Source organism: Streptomyces sp. L2 (assembly GCF_004124325.1).
Taxonomy (GTDB): Bacteria; Actinomycetota; Actinomycetes; order Streptomycetales; family Streptomycetaceae; genus Streptomyces.
Genome location: NZ_QBDT01000001.1, coordinates 2152911 through 2173795, shown reverse-complemented (window position 1 = coordinate 2173795; position 20885 = coordinate 2152911). Strand labels below are relative to the sequence as shown.

The window sequence follows — 20885 nt, the reverse complement described above, 5'->3', positions numbered from 1 at the left end:
GTACAGGTGCCACGCGTGCCCCCAGGGGCCGTACAGGCCCCCGAAGGGGCCCGTGCCGGACCATCGGGGCCGTCAGTCGGTCTCCGCGCCGCCCAGGTGGTGGACGCGGACCATGTTGGTGGTGCCGGGGACGCCGGGCGGGGAGCCGGCCGTGATGATGACGATGTCGCCCGCGTCGAACCGGCCCAGCTTGACGACCTCCTGGTCCACCAGGTCGACCATCTCGTCGGTGCTGTTCACGAACGGCACGACGTGCGACTCCACGCCCCAGCTCAGGGTGAGCTGGTTGCGGGTGCCCTCGTCGGTGGTGAACGCGAGGATCGGCTGGGCGGCGCGGTAGCGGCTCAGCCGGCGCGCGGTGTCACCGGACTTGGTGAACGCGATCAGGCCCTTGCCGCCGAGGAAGTCGGCGATCTCGGCGGCCGCTCGGGCCACCGAACCGCCCTGCGTGCGGGGCTTCTTGCCCGGCACCAGCGGCTGCAGGCCCTTGGAGAGCAGCTCCTGCTCGGCCGCGCTGACGATCTTCGACATGGTCTTCACGGTCTCGACCGGGTAGGCGCCCACGCTGGACTCGGCGGACAGCATGACCGCGTCGGCGCCGTCCAGGATCGCGTTGGCCACGTCGGAGGCCTCGGCGCGGGTCGGCCGGGAGTTGGTGATCATCGACTCCATCATCTGGGTCGCCACGATCACCGGCTTGGCGTTGCGCCGGCACAGCTCGATCAGGCGCTTCTGGACCATCGGCACCTTTTCGAGCGGGTACTCGACGGCGAGGTCACCGCGGGCGACCATGACGCCGTCGAACGCCATGACGACGTCCGCCATGTTGTCGACCGCCTGCGGCTTCTCCACCTTGGCGATGACGGGGACCCGGCGGCCCTCCTCGTCCATCACCTTGTGCACGTCGGCCACGTCCTTGGCGTCCCGCACGAAGGACAGCGCGACCAGGTCGCAGCCCATGCGGAGGGCGAAGCGCAGGTCCTCCACGTCCTTCTCGGACAGCGCCGGCACGTTCACAGCGGCGCCGGGCAGGTTGATGCCCTTGTGGTCGGAGACGACACCGCCCTCGATGACGATGGTCCGCACCCGCGGGCCCTCGACGTCCACGACCTTCAGCTCGACGTTGCCGTCGTTGATCAGGACCTGGTCACCGCGCGTGACGTCGCCCGGCAGCCCCTTGTACGTCGTCCCGCAGATCTGCTTGTCACCCGGTACGTCCTCGGTCGTGATGACGAACTCGTCACCGCGCTCCAGCTCGACCGGACCCTCGGCGAAGGTCTCCAGACGGATCTTCGGGCCCTGCAGGTCGGCGAGGACACCGATGGCCCGGCCGGTCTCCTTGGCCGCCGCCCGGACGCGGTCGTACCGCGCCTGGTGTTCGGCGTGCGTGCCATGGCTGAAGTTGAACCGGGCCACATTCATGCCCGCCTCGATCATGGCGACGAGCATCTCGTGGGAGTCGACCGCGGGGCCGAGAGTACAGACGATTTTCGAACGGCGCATGGGGCGATCCTATCGGTTTGTTTCGCTGCGGAATATTCCGTCTGGCGGAAGATACAAATGGGCGGACCCGCGCTCAGGCGTGTTACTCCGGTGTATTGCTCGACTCGTTGCTCAACTCCTGTTTCCGACCAGCTCGTACGTCTGCGTGGCGATCTCCAGTTCCTCGTCGGTCGGCACCACGGCGACCGCCACCCGCGCGGACGCCGGCGAGATCAGCCGCGCCTCCCCGCCGCGCACGGCGTTCAGCCCGCCGTCGACCGCCAGGCCCAGCCCGTCCAGGCCCGCGACCGCCGCCTGGCGCACCGGCGCCGCGTTCTCCCCGACCCCGGCCGTGAACGCCACCGCGTCCACCCGGCCGAGCACCGCGTAATAGGCGCCGATGTACTTTTTCAACCGGTGAATGTAAATGTCGAAGGCCAGCGCGGCTTCTTCGTCGCCCTCGTCGATCCGGCGCCGGATCTCCCGCATGTCATTGTCCCCGCACAGACCGAACAGCCCGCTCCTCTTGTTGAGAAGAGTGTCGATCTCGTCCATGGACATATCCCCGACACGGGCCAAATGGAAGATGACGGCCGGGTCGAGATCCCCGGAACGCGTACCCATCACCAGCCCCTCCAAAGGCGTCATCCCCATGGAGGTCTCCACGCACCGGCCGCCCCGCACGGCCGACGCCGAGGCGCCGTTGCCCAGGTGCAGCACGATGACGTTCGTGTCCGCGGGGTCCTTGCCCAGCAGCCGCGCGGTCTCCCGGGCCACGTACGCGTGCGAGGTGCCGTGGAAGCCGTAGCGGCGGATCCGGTACCGGTCGGCGATCCTCGGGTCGATCGCGTAGCGCGCCGCCGACTCCGGCATCGTCGTGTGGAACGCGGTGTCGAACACCGCGACCTGCGGCAGGTCGGGGCGCAGCGCCATGGCCGTGCGGATGCCGGTGAGGTTGGCCGGGTTGTGCAGCGGGGCGACGGGGATCAGCCGCTCGATCTCGGTGAGCACGGCCTGGTCGATGACGGTGGGCTCGGTGAAGAACATGCCGCCGTGCACCACCCGGTGGCCGATCGCGGCCAGTTCCGGCGAGTCCAGGCCCAGCCCGTCCCGGGCCAGTTCCCCGGCGACGGCCTTCAGCGCGGCGTCGTGGTCGGCGATCGGCCCGCTCTGCTCGCGGCTCTCACCGGTGCCCAGGCACGTGTGCTTCAGCCGCGAGGTCTGCTCGCCGATGCGCTCCACCAGACCGACCGCGAGCCGGCTCGCGTCGCGCATGTCCAGCAGCTGGTACTTCACCGACGAGGAGCCGGAGTTGAGGACGAGGACACGGGTCGCGGAGGTCACTGCTCGGTTGCCTTCTGGTCCGGGGTCGGGGAGGTGTGCGAAGAGGTGCTCTGGGCCTGGATCGCCGTGATGGCGACGGTGTTCACGATGTCCTGGACGAGCGCGCCCCGGGACAGGTCGTTGACCGGCTTGCGCAGGCCCTGCAGCACCGGGCCGACGGCGATCGCGCCGGCCGAGCGCTGCACGGCCTTGTACGTGTTGTTGCCGGTGTTGAGGTCGGGGAAGATCAGCACGCTGGCCTGTCCGGCGACCTCGGAGCCGGGCAGCTTGGTCGCGGCGACCGACGGCTCCACGGCCGCGTCGTACTGGATCGGTCCCTCGATCTTCAGGTCGGGCCGGCGCGAGCGCGCCAGCTCGGTCGCCTCGCGCACCTTGTCGACGTCCGCGCCGGTGCCGGACGTACCGGTGGAGTACGACAGCATCGCGATCCGCGGCTCCACCCCGAACTGCGCGGCGGTGCCCGCCGCCTGGACGGCGATGTCCGCGAGCGCCCGGGCGTCCGGGTCGGGGTTGACCGCGCAGTCGCCGTAGACCAGCACCTTGTCGGCCAGGCACATGAAGAACACGGACGACACGATCGACGACTCGGGTTTTGTCTTGATGATCTCGAAGGCCGGCCGGATGGTCGCCGCCGTGGAGTGCACCGAGCCGGAGACCATGCCGTCGGCCAGGCCCTCCTCGACCATCAGGGTGCCGAAGTAGTTCACGTCGGAGACGACGTCGTAGGCCAGCTCGACCGTGACGCCCTTGTGGGCGCGCAGTTGGGCGTACTTCTCGGCGAAGGAGTCCCGCAGTTCGGAGGTGGCCGGGTCGATCAGCTGCGTGTCGCCGAGGTCGATGCCCAGGTCGGCGGCCTTCTTGCGGATGGTGTCCACCGGCCCGAGCAGCGTCAGGTCGCACACCCCCCGGCGCAGTAGCACCTCGGCCGCGTGCAGCACCCGCTCCTCGGAGCCCTCCGGCAGCACCACCCGGCGCTTGTCCGAGCGCGCCTGCTCCAGCAGCTTGTGCTCGAACATCATCGGGGTGACCCGGTCGCTGCTGGGGGCGCTCACGCGCGCGGCCAGCTCGGCGGTGTCGGCGTAGCGCTCGAACAGGCCGAGCGCGGTCTCCGCCTTGCGCGGGGTCGCCGCGTTCAGCTTGCCCTCCAGCGAGAACAGCTGCTCGGCGGTGGGGAAGCTGGTCCCGGACACCGAGACCACCGGGGTGCCCGGGGCGAGCTTGGCGGCCAGGGTGAGGATCTCCCCGCGCGGCACCTCGTCCAGGGTGAGCAGCACCCCGGCTATCGGCGGGGTGCCGGCGCTGTGCGCGGCCAGCGAGCCGACGACCAGGTCGGCCCGGTCGCCGGGGGTGACGACCAGGCAGCCCGGGGTCAGGGCGGCCAGCAGGTTCGGCAGCATCGCCCCGCCGAACACGAAGTCCAGCGCGTCCCTCGCCAGCCCCGAGTCGTCGCCGAGCAGCACCTTCGCGCCGAGGGCGTGGGTGATCTGGGCGACCGTCGGCGCCGACAGCGCGGGCTCGTCCGGGACCACGTAGCAGGGCACGGGCAGCCGGTCGGCCAGCCGCTCGGCGATCTCGTCCCGGTCCTCGCGGGCCACCCGGTTGACGACCGTGGCCAGCACGTCGCAGCCCAGCCCGTCGTACGCCCGGTAGGCGTTGCGCGTCTCCGCGAGCACCGACTCGGCGCTCTGCTTGCGGCCGCCGACCACCGCGATCACGGACGCGCCGAACTCGTTGGCCAGGCGGGCGTTGAGCGACAGCTCGTCCGGCAGCTGCGTGTCGGAGAAGTCGGTGCCGAGGACGAGGACGACGTCGTAGTCCCGGGCCACCCGGTGGAAGCGGTCGACGAGGGTCGACACCAGTTCGTCCGAGCCCTGCTCGGCCTGGAGCGCGGACGCCTCGTGGTAGTCCATGCCGTAGACCGTCGACGGGTCCTGGGCCAGGCGGTAGCGGGACCGCAGCAGCTCGAAGAGTCGGTCCGGTACGTCGTGCACCAGCGGCCGGAACACCCCCACCCGGTCGACCTGCCGGGTCAGCAGCTCCATGACCCCCAGGTCGACGACCTGGCGGCCGTCGCCGCGGTCGATTCCGGTGACGTACACGCTGCGCGTCACGTGCGCACCCCTCTGTCTTGTCCGTCTCGTGCGTGACACAAAAATCGCCCACCAGGGTGAGCAGAACCCTCTTGACAATACCCCTGGCGCTAGGTAAGGCGCCCGTCAGGACTTCGCCGGTCCGGCGGACGTGAAACAATCGGAAACGTCTCACCGGTACCGACAGCGAGCAGGAGACACAGCACGATGCGCATCGGAGTGCTCACCGCAGGCGGCGACTGCCCCGGCCTGAACGCCGTGATCCGGTCGGTCGTGCACCGCGCGGTCGCACAGTACGGCGACGAGGTCATCGGCTTCGAGGACGGCTACCGGGGTCTGCTCGACCGCCACTACCGCACCCTCGACCTGGACGCCGTCAGCGGCATCCTGGCCCGCGGCGGCACCATCCTCGGCTCCTCCCGGCTGCAGCGCGACCGGCTGCGCGAGGCCTGCGAGGGCGCGGCCGACATGGTCGAGGAGTTCGGCATCGACGCGCTGATCCCGATCGGCGGCGAGGGCACGCTCACCGCCGCCCGCATGCTGTCCGACGCGGGCCTTCCCGTGGTCGGCGTCCCCAAGACGATCGACAACGACATCTCCTCCACCGACCGCACCTTCGGCTTCGACACCGCCGTCGGCGTGGCCACGGAGGCCATGGACCGCCTGAAGACCACGGCCGAGTCCCACCAGCGCGTCATGGTCGTCGAGGTCATGGGCCGGCACGCCGGCTGGATCGCCCTGGAGTCCGGCATGGCCGCCGGCGCCCACGGCATCTGCCTGCCCGAACGCCCCTTCGACCCGGCCCATCTGGTCAAGATGGTCGAGGAACGCTTCGCGCGCGGCAAGAAGTTCGCGGTCATCTGCGTCGCCGAGGGTGCCCACCCCGCCGACGGCAGCATGGACTACGGCAAGGGCGAGATCGACCAGTACGGCCACGAGCGCTTCCAGGGCATCGGCACCGCGCTGGCGTACGAGCTGGAGCGGCGCCTCGGCAAGGAGGCCAAGCCGGTCATCCTCGGCCACGTCCAGCGCGGTGGCGTCCCGACGGCGTACGACCGGGTCCTCGCCACCCGCTTCGGCTGGCATGCCATCGAGGCCGCGCACCGGGGCGACTTCGGGAAGATGACCGCGCTGCGCGGCACCGACATCGTGATGGTGCCGCTCGCCGAGGCGGTCACGGAGCTGAAGACGGTCCCCAAGGACCGCATGGACGAGGCCGAGTCGGTCTTCTAGAACCCCTGCGCCGGTGTTCTGGAACCCCTGTCCCGCCGGACCCGCTGGACCCGCCGGATCCGCCGGTCAGCCCTCGGCCTCGATCCTGTCCCAGAAGGCGTCCACGATCCGGTCCAGGAAGTCGCGGCCGGCGTCGCTCGACGCGCGGGCCGCGACGTTTCCGCCCCAGCTGAGGCTGGCCACCATCTGCCCCTGGTAGTCGTCGTAGAGCTCCTGGAGGACCCGCTCCAGCGGCTCCCGCTCCACCGGGGCGATCTTCGCGACCGGCCGGACGTAGGCCTGCCAGCGGGTGGAGACAGCGCTGCGCAGCAGGTCGGCGAGCCGGTCCTCGCGGCCGGTCACGACGACGAAGTCGGGCGGCGACAGGTCCAGGATGTCGGCGAGCGAGGCGGCCTGCCGGTCGGTGCCGCGCCAGTCGCCGCTCTCCTCCATGCGCAGATACCCGCGCAGGTCGACGCCGACGGCACGGGCCACGTCCTCGGGAGCGAGCGCCCGCGCGATCCGGTGCTCCCGCAGGGTCCGGGGCCGGCCGATCAACTCGCCCGGCGAGCACCACAACACGCCCGCGAGGGCGGTCAGTTCCGGGCTCGTGGGCGCGGTGACACCGCGCTCCCAGGCGACCACGAGGTCGGGGGTGACGTACGGCAGTCCGTACGACACGCGCATGCCGTACGCGACGTGCTCGGGGCCCATGCCGAGCGCGGCGCGCAGCCGGCGGGCGGCCGGGGCGTTGAACGGGGGCGTGGAGGGTTGGGGTTGAGTCGAGGGTTGACGCACTCGGCACAAGGTAGGGGCGGGCCGGGCGCGATGACTACGGGCCGTTCCGCCAGGATCACTGATTGTATGAACGTACGATTCCGTCCGTTCGGTACGTTCCGTCTGTTCGGTACGTACCGGACGCCTCAGCCGTCGCCGGTGCGTTTCCCGGTGACCGGGCCGTAGAACGTGCCGCCCCGGAAGTCGATGTGGTCACCCAGGCGGTCCTCCCGCGCGCCGCCCTCCCCGGAACCGGCCGGGTGCTCCGGGTCCCCGCCGCGCGGCCGGTACTTGCGCAGGAGCGCGCACGCCACCGCGGCGGCCCGCTCGGCCGCCCGCTGCTGCGAGCCCCGGCCGTCGTCCGCGCTCTTCCCGGCGTCCGCGTGGTCGCTGACGCCCCGGACGACGAGGGCCTCGACGCCGCCGAGGTGGGCCGCGTGGGCCGCGCCCGAGCCCTCCATCTCGATGGCGGCCGCGTCCTGGTAGTGCCGGCGGATGTGCCGCGTGATCCCGGAGGCGTCATCGGCGAGGACGACGTCCCCGGTGGCGATCGGCTTGAAGTGGGCCCGCACGTCCGGCATGTCCCGCACGGCCGAACGAGCCGCTTGCACCAGCGCGTTGGAGCCCGACCAGGCCTCGGGGCGCACCAGCAGCCCCTCCGGGGTCTGCTTGCCGCCGTGGATGGCGTACACCTTGGTGCCCACGACGACGTCCCCGAGATCGATGTCGTCCTTGAGGCTCCCGGCCACCCCCACGAACAGCACGGCCCGCGGGCGCAGCCAGCCGATCAGCGAGGCGGTCAGCGCGGCCGAGTTCCGGGCGCCCTCGCCCAGTTCGGCGGCCGCGATCCGCCAGGGCGTGCCGGGCAGCCGGCCCAGCTCGACGATCGTCCCGTCGCCGGGGTGCGTGCGTTCCTCCCGCTCCTCGACGTGGGCGCGCACCGCCGCGTACTCCAGCGCGAGTGCGGTCAGGACCAGAACAGTGGGCTGCGTATCCGGCACACTCATAAAGTACTGCCGGGGAAGGGGTTCGAGTGGCGGAACGGGACGTGACGGTCGGGCAGTTGCTGCTCGCCGAGTACCAGACGATCAAGGACGAGCAGAAGACCCGCATCGGCTTCCGGGACAACCTGCTGTACGTCACCCTCACCGTCGTGGCCGCCGTCATCGCCGCCGCGGCCCAGGCCAAGCGGACGGAGATGCTGCTCGCGCTGCCGCCGGTGTGTGTCGTCCTCGGCTGGACCTACCTGGTCAACGACCAGAAGATCTCGGCCATCGGGGCCTATGTGCGGGGCGACCTGGGACCCCGGCTCGCCACGGCGGCCGGCCGGGACGGCGCCGACGTCTTCCGGTGGGAGGCCGCCCACCGCTCGGACCCCCGCCGCTTCTCCCGCAAGGCCGCGCAGTGCGCGGTCGACCTCCTCGCCTTCTGCGCCGTCCCGCTCAGCGCCCTCGTCGTCCACTGGGTGGCGGGCGACTCGTCGACCGGCCTGCTCCTGCTGTCCGCCCTGGAGGCACTGTCGGTCCTGGCGCTGGCCGCGTACATCGTCCAGTACGCCCTGCCGCTCCGGCCGGCGAGCGAGCCGGCCACCGGGCCTGGGGCCGGAGCGGGGAGCGGGCCGGCGGCTGGGACGGGGAATGGGCCGGCGGCTGGGTCGAGCGCCGGAGGCCCGGCAGGGGGCGGGGTGGCCAGCGGACCTGGGCCCGGGGCGGCGAACGGGCCGGCGGCTGGGACGGGGAGCGGGGCGGCGGCTGGGACGGGGAATGGGCCGGCGGCTGGGTCGAGCGCCGGAGGCCCGGCAGGGGGCGGGGCGGCCAGCGGACCTGGGGCCGGGGCGGGGAGCGGGCCGGCGGCTGGGACGGGGAATGGGCCGGCGGCTGGGTCGAGCGCCGGAGGCCCGGCAGGGGGCGGGGCGGCCAGCGGACCTGGGGCCGGGGCGGGGAGCGGGCCGGCGGCTGGGACGGGGAATGGGCCGGCGGCTGGGTCGAGCGCCGGAGGCCCGGCAGGGGGCGGGGTGGCCAGCGGACCTGGGGCCGGGGCGGGGAGCGGGCCGGCGGCTGGGACGGGGAGCGGGGCGGCGGTTCAGTGAGGGTCCGGTCGGTGGTTCAGTGAGGCGCGGGGCCGCGGTCGTCACCGTCCCGGCGGCACCCCCCGCACCCACCGGTACACCAGTTCGGGGCGGCCCACCTGGCCGTACACCGGTCTGCGTTCGGCGCGGCCCGCTTCCACCAGGTGTTCCAGGTAGCGGCGGGCGGTGATGCGGGAGATGCCGACCGCTTCCGCGACGCCGGCCGCCGTGAAGCCTTCCGGGGCGTCGCGCAGGGCGCCGGTCACGCGTTCCAGGGTGGGTCCGCTGAGGCCCTTCGGGAGGGCCGCCGGGGTCGGGGCGCGCAGGACCGCGAGGGCCCGGTCGACCTCGTCCTGCCCGCTCGCCTCGCCCACCGCCGCGTGGAACTCGGCGTACCGGACAAGCCGGTCCCGGAGCGTCGCGAACGTGAACGGCTTCAGGACGTACTGGACGACGCCGAGCGACACCCCCTCCCGGACCACCGCGAGGTCCCGCGCCGAGGTGACCGCTATGACGTCGGCGTGATGCCCGGCCCCGCGCAGCGACCGCGCCAACTGCAGCCCGTGCACGTCCGGCAGGTGCAGGTCGAGCAGCAGCAGGTCGACGGGCGTCCGGTCCAGGAACCTGCGCGCCTCCGCTCCCGAGTGCACCTTTCCCACGGCGACGAACCCCGGCACCCGGCCGACGTACATCACGTGCGCGTCGGCGGCCACCGGGTCGTCCTCGACCACGAGGACCCGGATCGGGCGGTCCCCGCTCACGCGTGGCCTCCCGGCACCGGGGCCGGCCCCGCGACCGTGTGCCCGTCCTGGCTCATGCCTCGCCCCCCCGGCGCCTGCGTCGGCCCCACCATCGTGTGCAACGGCAAACGTGCCTCGAACACCGCGCCACCCTCCTCGGCCTCCGCGACCGTCAGCGTGCCCTCGTGCCGGCCCACCGCCTGGCGGACCAGGGCCAGCCCCAGGCCCCGCCCGCCGGGACCGGCCGGCTTCGTCGAGAACCCCCGTTGGAATACCAGGTCGGCGTGGGCCGGGTCGACACCCGTCCCCGTGTCGGACACCCGCAGGACGAGTTCGGCGGCCTCCGTGTACGCCGTCACCGTCACCCGGGCCCGCACACTGCCCTGCGCCGCGTCCACCGCGTTGTCGATGAGGTTGCCGAGGATCGTCACCAGGTCCCGCGCGGTCAGGTCGGGCGGCAGCAGCCCGTCGTCGAGCCGGCTGTCCGGTGACACGACCAGTTCCACGCCCCGCTCGTTGGCCTGCGCGGTCTTGCCCAGCAGCAGCGCGGCCAGCACCGGCTCGCCGACCGCCGCCACCACCTGGTCGGTGAGCGCCTGCGCCAGCTCCAGCTCGGCCGTCGCGAAGTCCACCGCTTCCTCGGCCCGCCCCAGCTCGATCAGCGAGACCACCGTGTGCAGCCGGTTCGCCGCCTCGTGCGCCTGTGAGCGCAGCGCCAGCGTGAAGCCCCGCTCCGAGTCCAACTCGCCCATCAGTGACTGGAGTTCGGTCACGTCCCGCAGGGTGACGACCGTGCCGCGGCGCTCCCCGCCCGACACCGGCGAGGTGTTCACCACCAGCACGCGGTCGGCCGCCAGATGCACCTCGTCCACGCGCGGCTCGGACGCCAGCAGCGCCCCGGTCAGCGGGGCGGGCAGGCCCAGCCCGGTCAGCGAGCCGCCGACGACGTCCGCGTCCTGGGCCACGCCCAGCAGCTCCCGCCCGCCGTCGTTGATCAGCGCCACCCTGTACTGCGCGTCCAGCATCAGCAGCCCCTCGCGCACGGCGTGCAGCGCGGCCTGGTGGTAGTCGTGCATCCGGCTCAGCTCGTCGGCGTTCATGTTGTGGGTGTGCCGGCGCAGCCGTGCGTTGATGACGTAGGTGGCGATCGCGCCGAGCACCAGGATGCCGCCCGCGACTCCGAACAGCGCGGTGACCTCCTCCTGGATCCGGTTGCTGATCGCCTCCACCTTGATGCCGGCGCTGACCAGGCCGATGACGTGCCCGTTCTCCGCGATCGGGGTGACCGCGCGGACGGACGGGCCGAGCGTGCCGGTGTAGGTCTCGGTGAAGGTCTCGCCGTGCTGGGCGGGCGCGATGGTGCCGATGAAGTGCCGGCCGATCTCGCCGGGCTTGGGGTGGGTCCAGCGGATGCCCCCCGGCGTCATGATCGTCACGAAGTCCACCCCGGTGTCCTTCTGCACCTTCAGCGCGTACGGCTGGAGGTCCGCCGAGGGGTCCGGGGTGTGGATCGCGGAGCGGACCGAGGGGGAGTCGGCGATCGAGCGGGCCACCGCCGTGGCCTGGCGGCGGGCCGCGCCCTCGGCCTGCCCCCGGTCGCTGACGAACGTGAACAGCGCGTATCCGGCCACGACCAGCGCGAGCAGCACGGCCTGCATGGCGAACAGCTGGCCCGCCAGGCTGCGAGGTCTCGGGAGGACGGAGAGGCGCATGCCGTCAGTCTGCCTCTCGGTTGTGGCGTGAACTAAATGTACGGAAGGGTGACCGCCCTCACAGCGGCGCGACATAGTCACGGCATCCCCGAAAACCCCCGGACGTGAGCCGCACGCCGGTGACACCGACGAAGACGTCAAGGAGGGCCGCCGTGACCAGCGCAGCAGCTACGGCACCTGCCGCACCCCCCGCCAAGCGGGACCGCTCCCATCTCCTCTACATCGCGGTGATCATCGCGGTCGCCCTCGGTATCGCCGTCGGATTCGCCGCACCCGACTTCGCCAAGGAGCTCAAGCCGCTCGGCACGGGCTTCGTCAACCTGATCAAGATGATGATCGCGCCGATCATCTTCTGCACCATCGTGACCGGTGTCGGGTCGATCCGCAGCGCCGCGAAGGTCGGCAAGCTGGGCGGTCTCGCGCTCACCTACTTCATCGGCATGTCGTTCGTGGCGCTGGCCATCGGCCTGGTCGTCGGCAACGTCCTGCACCCGGGCCAGGGCATGCACCTGACCGAGTCGGTGAAGCAGGTCGGCCACACCCAGGCGGCCTCCGGCAGCGAGGGCCTGGTCGACTTCCTGCTGAGCATCATCCCCACCAGCTTCGCCTCTGCCTTCACCGGCGGGGTGGTCCTCCAGACCCTGCTGATCGCCCTGCTGGTCGGCTTCGCGATCCAGTCGATGGGCAAGGCGGGCGAGCCGGTCCTGCGCGGGGTCGGGCACATCCAGAAGCTGGTCTTCCGCGTCCTGACCATGATCATGTGGGCGGCCCCGGTCGGCGCGTTCGGCGCCATCGCGGCGGTCGTCGGCGAGACCGGCGTCGACGCCCTGAAGGCCCTCGGCACGATCATGCTGGCCTTCTACATCACCTGTGTGCTCTTCGTCGGCGTGGTGCTCGGCCCGATGCTGTGGTTCGTCGCCAAGGTCAACCTGTTCAAGCTGCTGAAGTACCTGGGCCGCGAGTACCTGCTCATCCTGTCCACCTCGTCCTCCGACGTGGCGCTGCCCCGCTTGATCGCCAAGATGGAGCACCTGGGCGTCAGCCGTCCCGTCGTCGGCATCACCGTGCCGACCGGCTACTCCTTCAACCTCGACGGCACCATGATCTACCTGACCATGGCGTCCCTGTTCATCGCCGACGCCATGGGCCAGCCCCTGCACCTGGGCGAGCAGATCACCCTGCTGCTGTTCATGATGGTCGCCTCCAAGGGCGCGGCGGGCGTCTCCGGCGCCGGCCTGGCCACCCTCGCCGGCGCCCTCCAGACACACCGGCCGGCCCTGGTGGACGGCGTCGGCCTCATCGTCGGCATCGACCGCTTCATGAGCGAGGCCCGCGCCCTGACCAACTTCTCGGGCAACGCGGTGGCCACCGTCCTGATCGGCGCGTGGACCAAGGAGATCGACAAGGCCCGCGTGGAGGAGGTCCTGTCCGGCCGGCTGCCGTTCGACGAGAAGACGCTGCTGGACGACGTCCACGAAGCGGCTCCCGCCGCTGAAGTGCCGGAACAGAGGGAAGAGGGGGAGAAGGAGTTGGCCAAGGCCTAGCGGTGGGTTCAGACTGACGTGCCGTGCCGGATCAACCGGAACGGCACGTTCGTCTGTGGCGTCTGTCTGTAGGCATGACGTCTGTGTGTATGGAGGCACGGGGGATGAAGATCGACTGGGACCGGCGGACCTGCGCGCGCAAGGGGCACGTGACCTACGCGCCCGACGACCCGCGCCTGCGGGTACGGCTGCACGCGCAGACCGCGCTCGGCGACGTCTGGCGCTGCCTGCGCTGCGGCGACTTCGTGCTCGGCGAGCCGCACGGCGCCGGCGCGGCCGCGAACGCGCCGCTGGTGCCCCGCGGAAAGGTGCTGCGGGACCTGTTCATCCTGCGCTTCCTCGCGATCGAGCGGGCGGTCCGCGGCGTCTTCATCGTGCTGGTCGCGGTGGCGGTCTGGAAGTTCAGCAACAGCCAGGACGCGGTACGGCGGCTCTTCAACGAGTACCTGGACGTCCTGCGACCCGTCTTCAAGCACTTCCACTACGACCTCGACCACTCCCCGGTCGTCGGCTCCATCCAGAAGGCCTTCGGCTACAAGCACAGCACCCTGCTGCTGGTCGCCGCCCTGCTCCTCGCCTACGCGCTCGTCGAACTGATCGAGGCGGTCGGCCTCTGGTACGCCAAGCGCTGGGCGGAGTACCTGACGGTGGTGGCGACGGCCGCCTTCCTGCCGCTGGAGGTCTACGAACTCACCGAGCACATCAGCTGGCTGAAGATCGCCACTCTGGTCCTCAACATCCTCGCCGTCCTCTACATCGCCGTCGCCAAGCGCCTCTTCGGCCTCCGCGGCGGCCGCCGGGCCTTCGACGAGGAACGCCAGAGCGCGTCGCTGCTGGAGCTGGAGGAGTCGGCGGGGGTGCCCGTCTTGCCTTGACGCCCGCGTCAACGCCTACCGTCGGGGGCATGCGAATCGGCGAGCTGGCCGCGCGGGCCGGGACCACCACGCGCACCCTGCGCTACTACGAGGCCCGGGGGCTGCTGCCCGCGCGGCGGGACGAGAACGGGTACCGCACGTACGACGAGGACGACGTCAGGCTGCTCGACCAGATCCGGACCCTGCGGGACGTGGGGTTCGACCTGGAGGAGACGCGGCCGTTCGTGGAGTGTCTGCGGGCCGGGCACCCGGAGGGCGACTCGTGCCCGGCGTCGCTCGTGGTCTACCGGCGCAAGCTGGACGAGCTGGACGCGCTCATCGGGCAGCTCCAGGAGGCCCGGGAGAAGGTCGCGGGGCAGTTGCGGCGGGCCGAGGCGGCGCGGGACGAGCTGGCCGCCGAGACGCTGGCTCCGGGGGGTCCGGAGCCCGTGTGCGAACTGGGAGGGCTGACGCGATGAGCTTGGTGAGCGGACTGGACGAGGTGACGGACGCCGACTTCGCGGCGGAGGTGCTCGGCGCCGATCTGCCGGTGCTGGTGCAGTTCACGGCCGACTGGTGCGGGCCGTGCCGGCAGCTGGCGCCTGTGCTGAGGGACATCGCCTTCGAGGAGGGCGACCGGCTGAAGATCGTGCAGATCGACGTGGACCGGAACCCGGAGACGACGGTCGCCTACCACGTGCTGTCGACGCCGACGCTGATGGTCTTCGACGGCGGCGAGCCGGTCCGGTCGATGGTCGGGGCGCGGCCCAAGCGGCGGCTGCTGGAGGAACTGGCCGACGTGATGTGATCGCGTGATCTGAGACGGGCGGCCCGGAGCCGAAAAAATCCCCCGAGGAATTGCGCTCGGGGGATTTCTCTGCGTATATTCGGTGATTCGCGACTTCAATTCTGGACGGTCGCGGAGAAGTTCACTGAGCAGAGTATATCCGGGCGGGAGTGGAATTGTCAAACACGTCAAACACCGGCTTTCCAGACGATGAATTGCGCCACGAGCAGGAATTCATCGACGGACTGTACGCGCGCGTCGACGCCCTGCGCGGGGACACCGAGACCGCCGTCGGGACCGCGCTCGCCCAGGGCAGCACACCCATGCAGGCCCGGCTGGAGCGGGACATCCTCGTCGCCGAACGCTCCGGGCTGCTCGCCGCGCTGGACGCCGTCGACGGTTCCCTCTGCTTCGGCCGGATCGACCTCACCGGCGGCACGACCCACCACATCGGCCGCATCGGACTGCGCGCGGACGACACCGAACGCACCCCCGTCCTGATCGACTGGCGCGCCGACGTCGCCCGCCCGTTCTACCTCGCCACCGGCCACACCCCGATGGGCCTGCGCCGCCGCCGGCACATCGCCACCGACGGCCGCACCGTGACCCACCTGCACGACGAGATCCTCGACCTCGGCGACCAGGAGCGCACCGGCCACGAGGACCACGATGGCGACGCCGTGCTGCTCGCCGCGCTCAACTCCGCCCGCACCGGCCGCATGGGCGACATCGTGCGGACCATCCAGGCCGACCAGGACCGCATCATCCGGGCACCGCACCGCGGGGTCCTCGTCGTCGAGGGCGGACCCGGCACCGGGAAGACCGCGGTCGCCCTGCACCGGGCCGCCTACCTCCTCTACGAGCACCGCGAACTGCTGGCCCGCCGGGCCGTCCTCATCGTCGGCCCCAACCCCGCCTTCCTCGGCTACATCGGCGAGGTACTGCCCTCGCTCGGCGAGACCGGCGTCCTGCTGGCCACCGTCGGCGAGCTGTACCCCGGTGTGAAGGCCACCGCCACCGACCCCCCCGAGGCCGCCGCCGTCAAGGGCCGCGCCGGCATGGCCGACGTGCTCGCCGCCGTCGTACGCGACCGGCAGGCCCTGCCCGACCCGGTCGTCACCGTCGAGCACGAGCGCGAGGTGCTGATGCTCGACGACGGTCTCGTGGCCGTCGCCCGCGACCGCACCCGCGCCGCCGGGCTGCCGCACAACGTGGCCCGCGAGCACTTCGAGGGCCACATCCTCAACACCCTCACCGAGCTGTACGCCGAACGCGTGGGCACCGACCCCTACGACGGCTCCAGCCTCCTCGCGCCCGCCGACATCACCCAGATCCGCGACGAACTCGCCGAGAACCCCGAGGTCTGGTCCGCCATCGACCAGCTGTGGCCGCGGCTCACCCCGCGGCGGCTCGTCGCCGACTTCCTCGCCGACCCCGCGGGCTACGTCCCCGACGCAGACGCGGCCGCGATCCGCCGCCCGGTGACCCGGCACTGGACCGTCGCCGACGTCCCCCTCCTCGACGAGGCCGCCGAACTCCTCGGCGAGGACGACCGCCTCGCCCGCGCCCGCGCCGAACGCGACCGGGACACCCAGATCGCCTACGCGCAGGGCGTGCTCGACGTGTCGTACGCCTCCCGCACCTACGAGTTCGAGGACAAGGACGAGGAGGACTCCGAGGTCCTGTCCGCGCACGACATCATCGACGCCGAACGCTTCGCCGAACGGCACGAGGAGGCCGACCACCGCAGTGCCGCCGAACGCGCCGCCGCCGACCGGACCTGGGCGTTCGGGCACATCATCGTCGACGAGGCGCAGGAACTCTCCCCCATGGCCTGGCGGCTGCTGATGCGGCGCAGCCCGACCCGCTCCATGACCCTGGTCGGCGACCCCGCGCAGACCGCCGAGGCGGCCGGCGTCGGCTCCTGGGCGGACATCCTCACCCCCTACGTCGAGGACCGCTGGGAGCACACCCGGCTCGGCGTCAACTACCGCACCCCGGCCGAGATCATGGACCTGGCGGCGGCCGTGGTGCGCGCCGGGAACCCCGGCTTCGAGCCGCCCAGCTCGGTCCGCTCCACGGGCGTACGGCCCTGGGTGCGGGACGCCGGCGACGACCTGCCCGGCGCGGTCGCCAAGGCGGTCGCCGAACTCACCCCCGCCGAGGGCCGGCTGGCCGTCATCGCCCCGCGCGAACTGCACCGTTCCCTCGCCGCTCATCTGGACGGGGTGGGCGCCGGCCCGGAACCCGACCTCACCCACACCGTCGTCCTCCTCGACCCCCGCCAGTCCAAGGGCCTGGAGTTCGACTCGGTCCTGGTCGTGGAACCGGCCCGCTACGGCACCAGCGACCTGTACGTCGCCCTGACCCGCGCCACCCAGCGCCTCGGGGTGCTGCACACCGGTGCGCTCCCGCAGGCGCTGGCCGAGGCGGCCGCCGGATCGTAGAGGGCGGCCGTCAGGCGGGCCGCAGCCAGAGCGTGGACAGCGGGGGGAGGGTGAGGCGGACACTCGCCGGGCGGCCGTGCCAGGGCCGGGGCTCCGGTTTGACGACGTCCGTGCCGGTGAGCCCGCCGCCGCCGTACCGGACCGCGTCCGTGTTGAGGCACTCGTGCCAGGCCGGGACGTCGTCGGGGACCCCGATCCGGTAGTCGTGGCGGACCACCGGGGCGAAGTGGGACACCGCGAGGAGCGGGGTGCCGTCGGCGTCGTGGCGCAGGAACGCGAGGACGTTGTCGTCCGCCGCGTCCCCGCTGATCCACTCGAAGCCCGCCGGGTCGGTGTCCCGCCGCCACAGCGGCGGGGCCGCCCGGTACAGCGCGTTCAGGTCCCGGACGAGGTCCCGCACGCCCCGGTGGTCCGCCTCCGCGCCGTACGCCGGATCCAGCAGCCACCAGTCCGGGCCGTGCGCCTCCGACCACTCCGCGCCCTGGGCGAACTCCTGTCCCATAAAGAGGAGTTGCTTGCCGGGATGCGCCCACATGAAGCCCAGATAGGCGCGCAGCCCGGCCCGCTGCTGCCACCAGTCGCCCGGCATCTTCGACACCAGCGACCGCTTGCCGTGCACCACCTCGTCGTGGGAGATCGGCAGCACGTAGTTCTCGCTGTACGCGTACACCATCGAGAACGTCAACTCACCGTGGTGGTACGCCCGGTGCACCGGCTCCCGGCTCATGTACTGGAGCGAGTCGTGCATCCAGCCCATGTTCCACTTCAGCCCGAACCCGAGTCCGCCGAACCCGCTCGGCCCCTGGTGGTGCGTGGGCCGGGTGACGCCGTCCCAGGCCGTCGACTCCTCGGCCACGGTCACCACCCCCGGGCAGCGCCGGTAGACCGTGGCGTTCATCTCCTGGAGGAACGCCACCGCGTCCAGGTTCTCCCGGCCGCCGTGCTCGTTCGGCGTCCACTGGCCCGGCTCGCGCGAGTAGTCCAGGTAGAGCATCGAGGCGACGGCGTCCACCCGCAGCCCGTCGATGTGGAACTCCTGGCACCAGTACACCGCGTTGGCGACCAGGAAGTTGCGCACCTCCCGCCGCCCGAAGTCGAACTCCAGCGTGCCCCAGTCCGGATGCGCGGCCCGCAGCGGATCGTGGTGCTCGTACAGCGGACGCCCGTCGAACTCGGCCAGCGCCCAGTCGTCCCGCGGGAAGTGGGCCGGCACCCAGTCCATCAGCACGCCGATACCCGCCTGGTGCAGCCGGTCCACCAGGTACTTGAAGTCGTCCGGGGTGCCGAGGCGGGCCGTCGGCGCGTAGAAGCCCGTCACCTGATAGCCCCAGGAGCCGCCGAACGGGTGCTCGGCGACCGGCATCAGCTCCACGTGCGTGAAGCCCATGTCCTTCACGTACGCGGGGAGTTGCTCGGCGAGTTCGCGGTACGAGAGCCCCGGCCGCCAGGACGGCAGGTGCACCTCGTACACCGAGAACGGCGCCTCGTGCACCGGAGTGTCCGCGCGGTGCGCCATCCACTCCGCGTCCTCCCACGCGTGGTGCGAGGCGTGCACGATCGAGGACGTGGCCGGCGGGACCTCGGTACGGCGGGCCAGCGGATCGGCGCGCAGCGTGCGGGTCCCGTCCGGGCGGGTGATCTCGAACTTGTACAGCTCGCCCTCGCCGACGCCGGGCACGAACAGCTCCCACACCCCGGACGAGCCGAGGGAGCGCATCGGATGACCAGTGCCGTCCCAGAAGTCGAAGCCACCGGCGACCCGCACGCCCCGCGCGTTCGGCGCCCACACGGAGAACGCGGTGCCGGTCACGCCCTGGTGGGTCGTGACGTGCGCCCCGAGCACCCGCCACAGCTGCTCGTGCCGGCCCTCCCCGATCAGGTGCAGGTCCAGCTCACCGAGCGTGGGCAGGAAACGGTAGGGGTCCTCAGTCTCCCGGGCGGGGCCGTCGTACGCCACCAGCAGCCGGTAGGCGGGGACCTCGGCCAGCGGGAGCAGCGCGGAGAAGAACCCGTCGCCGTCGTCGTGCAGATCCGCCCGCAGCTCACCGGAGACGACGGCGACCGAGCGGGCGTACGGCCGGAACGCGCGGAACGCGACCCCGCCGGGCACCGGATGCGCGCCGAGCACCGCGTGCGGATCGTGGTGCGTGCCGGACAACAGCCGCTCACGGTCAGTCGCGCCCAGGGCAGGGCTGACCTTGGCGGCCTCGGCCGGGGGCGGCTGAGGCGCGCGGGCCGCCGGAACCCGGGCAGCCTTCTGTGCGCCCTTGCCGGTCTTACCGGAATTACCAGTCTTACCGGTCCTGCTCTTCGCACTGGCTGACTTCTTGGACGTCACGGACGGGTCTCCCGGGCGAGGGTCGGGTCGGACGTGGCGAGGCGGCGGACCGCCGACAGCGGTACGTGCAGCCACTCGGGGCGGTGCCGGGCCTCGTAGACGACTTCGTAGACGGCCTTGTCGGTCTCACAGGCCCGCAGCATGACCGGATCGGTGCGCGGGTCCCGGCCGGCGGCCTCCGCGTACCCCGCGCAGTACGCGGAGCGGCACGCGTGCGCCCAGTCCGGCGCGGGCGGGCTCACGGAGTGGGCCGCGTAGTCGAAGGAGCGCAGCATCCCGGCGACATCGCGCACCGGTGGCTGCGGCATGCGCCGTTCGGCCAGCGGCCGGGCCGGCTCACCCTCGAAGTCGATCAGCGACCAGGTTCCGGAGGGGGAGCGCAGGCACTGCCCGAGGTGCAGGTCGCCGTGGATCCGCTGGGCGGTCCAGGTGCTGCCCTCGGCGGCCAGCTCGGCCAGCGCCTCGTAGGCGGAGCGCAGCCCCTCCTCGTACGGCCGTAACAGAGGCACCGCCTGTACGGCCGCCGCCAGCCGCTCGGTCATGCCGTCCACCAGCAGTCTCAGCGCCGCCTGGCCGAGCGTCACCGTGGGCAGGGCGCGGGCCAGCGCGGTGTGCACCTCGGCGGTGGCCCGGCCCAGCGCCCGCGCCTCGGCGGTGAAGTCCTCGCCCTTGGCCAGCTCGCGCAGCGCCAGCTCCCAGCCGTCGCTCGCGCCGCGCACGAACGGCTGGAGCACCCCGAGGACGTACGGCTCCGGGTCCAGCTCCTGACGTATCCACGCGGTCGGCGCCGGCACCCGGGGGCAGCTCTCGCGGGCCAGGGCCAGGGGTATCTCCAGGTCGGGGTTGACGCCGGGCACGACCCGGCGCAGCAGCTTCAGGATGAACGTGTCGCCGTAGACCACCGAGGAGTTGGACTGCTCGGCGGTCAGCAGCCGGGCCACCAGCCCGGCGCGTATCTCCTGCCCGGGGTCCCCCTCGAAACGGAGCCCGCCGACGCGCGCCCGGGTGCGCAGGGCCTCCAGGAGCACTTCGGCGGGCCGGGGGTCGTAGAGGGCCTCGTACACCGTGCGTCCGGCGAGCGGCCCCTCGTCCACGTGTCCGATCAGCGCGGGCGCCAGCCGGGGCGGCAGCGCCTCACGCACGCCTATCAGCAGCTGGTAGCAGTCGCCGGGGTGTGTCGGTGCGTCCGGAGTGGACGGCTGGTGCACGCGCAGCAGCAGGTGGTACAGGCCCAGCCGGCCGGCCGGGGGGAGGAGTTCGGTGGCGGCCACGGGGGTGAACCCGGTGACCGGGCGTCCCTTCCCCGCGAACCAGCGCTGCCTCGGCAGCCACTCCCGCAACAGCGGATCGAGCGACGCGAGGAGGGGGCCGGGACTGGTCGAGCCGGAGGTGGTGCCGAACAGGGTGACCGTTTCCGCCATGGGCGTCACGTCCTTTTCCCCCGTGGTCGGGGTGTCACTGATGCGTGCCCCGGTCCGGACGCCGGAAAC

At 72.1% G+C, this 20885-nt stretch carries 15 protein-coding genes and 1 pseudogene; 7 read left to right on the top strand and 9 right to left on the bottom strand.

Features of this window, described 5'->3' with window-relative positions:
- Positions 1-72 precede the first annotated feature (72 nt).
- The 3 genes from pyk to pta all read right to left on the bottom strand — a co-directional run bounded on the left by pyk (position 73) and on the right by pta (position 4937).
- Complete coding sequence (pyk, locus tag DBP14_RS09025) at positions 73-1503, bottom strand: pyruvate kinase (protein WP_129306496.1); 1431 nt, start codon at positions 1501-1503, stop codon at positions 73-75.
- Positions 1504-1614: 111 nt separating this feature from the next.
- Positions 1615-2826 carry an acetate kinase gene (locus DBP14_RS09020; RefSeq protein ID WP_129306495.1) on the bottom strand — a complete coding sequence of 404 codons (1212 nt, stop codon included), beginning with the start codon at positions 2824-2826 and terminating at the stop codon, positions 1615-1617.
- Positions 2823-4937: a phosphate acetyltransferase gene (gene pta / locus DBP14_RS09015; RefSeq protein ID WP_129306494.1), complete on the bottom strand. Its 2115-nt coding sequence runs from the start codon at positions 4935-4937 to the stop codon at positions 2823-2825. Before pta ends, DBP14_RS09020 begins: the two co-directional genes overlap by 4 nt.
- Before the next feature lie 186 nt (positions 4938-5123).
- Here pta and DBP14_RS09010 point away from each other — a divergent pair, with 186 nt between their 5' ends.
- On the top strand, positions 5124-6149 hold the full coding sequence (locus DBP14_RS09010) for an ATP-dependent 6-phosphofructokinase (RefSeq protein ID WP_129306493.1): 1026 nt from the start codon (positions 5124-5126) through the stop codon (positions 6147-6149).
- A 66-nt stretch (positions 6150-6215) separates the two neighbouring features.
- Here DBP14_RS09010 and DBP14_RS09005 read toward each other — a convergent pair whose 3' ends face one another.
- Together DBP14_RS09005 and DBP14_RS09000 are read right to left on the bottom strand one after the other, a co-directional pair.
- Positions 6216-6935: a helix-turn-helix transcriptional regulator gene (locus DBP14_RS09005; RefSeq protein WP_129306492.1), complete on the bottom strand. Its 720-nt coding sequence runs from the start codon at positions 6933-6935 to the stop codon at positions 6216-6218.
- Positions 6936-7051: 116 nt separating this feature from the next.
- On the bottom strand, positions 7052-7912 hold the full coding sequence (locus DBP14_RS09000; RefSeq protein WP_129306491.1) for a 5'-methylthioadenosine/S-adenosylhomocysteine nucleosidase: 861 nt from the start codon (positions 7910-7912) through the stop codon (positions 7052-7054).
- Positions 7913-7938: 26 nt separating this feature from the next.
- On the opposite strand from DBP14_RS09000, the pseudogene DBP14_RS37255 reads away from it, so the two are divergent.
- A pseudogene (locus DBP14_RS37255) lies at positions 7939-8469 on the top strand (hypothetical protein); the annotation flags it as partial.
- Positions 8470-9035: 566 nt separating this feature from the next.
- Here the strand turns inward: DBP14_RS37255 and DBP14_RS08990 are convergent.
- Positions 9036-9734 (bottom strand): response regulator, encoded by a 699-nt coding sequence (locus tag DBP14_RS08990; protein ID WP_129306490.1) that lies wholly within the window; start codon positions 9732-9734, stop codon positions 9036-9038.
- Positions 9731-11425, bottom strand: coding sequence for a sensor histidine kinase (locus DBP14_RS08985; RefSeq protein ID WP_129306489.1), 1695 nt, complete (start codon positions 11423-11425; stop codon positions 9731-9733). Before DBP14_RS08985 ends, DBP14_RS08990 begins: the two co-directional genes overlap by 4 nt.
- A 152-nt stretch (positions 11426-11577) precedes the next feature.
- On the opposite strand from DBP14_RS08985, the gene DBP14_RS08980 reads away from it, so the two are divergent.
- From DBP14_RS08980 to DBP14_RS08960, 5 genes are all read left to right on the top strand, one after another.
- Positions 11578-12969 carry a cation:dicarboxylase symporter family transporter gene (locus tag DBP14_RS08980; RefSeq protein ID WP_129306488.1) on the top strand — a complete coding sequence of 464 codons (1392 nt, stop codon included), beginning with the start codon at positions 11578-11580 and terminating at the stop codon, positions 12967-12969.
- A gap of 104 nt (positions 12970-13073) precedes the next feature.
- Positions 13074-13844, top strand: coding sequence for a DUF2127 domain-containing protein (locus DBP14_RS08975; RefSeq protein ID WP_129306487.1), 771 nt, complete (start codon positions 13074-13076; stop codon positions 13842-13844).
- Positions 13845-13873: 29 nt separating this feature from the next.
- Positions 13874-14302 carry a MerR family transcriptional regulator gene (locus DBP14_RS08970; RefSeq protein ID WP_129306486.1) on the top strand — a complete coding sequence of 143 codons (429 nt, stop codon included), beginning with the start codon at positions 13874-13876 and terminating at the stop codon, positions 14300-14302.
- Positions 14299-14631: a thioredoxin domain-containing protein gene (locus DBP14_RS08965; protein WP_129306485.1), complete on the top strand. Its 333-nt coding sequence runs from the start codon at positions 14299-14301 to the stop codon at positions 14629-14631. Before DBP14_RS08970 ends, DBP14_RS08965 begins: the two co-directional genes overlap by 4 nt.
- Before the next feature lie 194 nt (positions 14632-14825).
- Positions 14826-17057, top strand: a complete 2232-nt coding sequence (locus DBP14_RS08960) for an AAA family ATPase (protein ID WP_129306484.1) — start codon at positions 14826-14828, stop codon at positions 17055-17057.
- A gap of 10 nt (positions 17058-17067) precedes the next feature.
- On the opposite strand, the gene glgB is transcribed toward DBP14_RS08960, so the two are convergent.
- On the bottom strand, positions 17068-19395 hold the full coding sequence (gene glgB, locus DBP14_RS08955; RefSeq protein WP_129306483.1) for a 1,4-alpha-glucan branching enzyme: 2328 nt from the start codon (positions 19393-19395) through the stop codon (positions 17068-17070).
- Positions 19392-20816, bottom strand: a complete 1425-nt coding sequence (locus DBP14_RS08950; RefSeq protein WP_164992285.1) for a phosphotransferase — start codon at positions 20814-20816, stop codon at positions 19392-19394. Before DBP14_RS08950 ends, glgB begins: the two co-directional genes overlap by 4 nt.
- Positions 20817-20885 lie beyond the last annotated feature (69 nt).

Excerpts from the sequence above, each read along its gene's own strand:
- pyk (WP_129306496.1), bottom strand. The coding sequence starts at position 1,503 with ATGCGCCGTTCGAAAATCGTCTGTACTCTCGGCCCCGCGGTCGACTCC.
- DBP14_RS09010 (WP_129306493.1), top strand. The coding sequence starts at position 5,124 with ATGCGCATCGGAGTGCTCACCGCAGGCGGCGACTGCCCCGGCCTGAAC.
- DBP14_RS09000 (WP_129306491.1), bottom strand. The coding sequence starts at position 7,912 with ATGAGTGTGCCGGATACGCAGCCCACTGTTCTGGTCCTGACCGCACTC.
- DBP14_RS08985 (WP_129306489.1), bottom strand. The coding sequence starts at position 11,425 with ATGCGCCTCTCCGTCCTCCCGAGACCTCGCAGCCTGGCGGGCCAGCTG.
- DBP14_RS08975 (WP_129306487.1), top strand. The coding sequence starts at position 13,074 with ATGAAGATCGACTGGGACCGGCGGACCTGCGCGCGCAAGGGGCACGTG.
- DBP14_RS08970 (WP_129306486.1), top strand. The coding sequence starts at position 13,874 with ATGCGAATCGGCGAGCTGGCCGCGCGGGCCGGGACCACCACGCGCACC.
- DBP14_RS08965 (WP_129306485.1), top strand. The coding sequence starts at position 14,299 with ATGAGCTTGGTGAGCGGACTGGACGAGGTGACGGACGCCGACTTCGCG.
- DBP14_RS08950 (WP_164992285.1), bottom strand. The coding sequence starts at position 20,816 with ATGGCGGAAACGGTCACCCTGTTCGGCACCACCTCCGGCTCGACCAGT.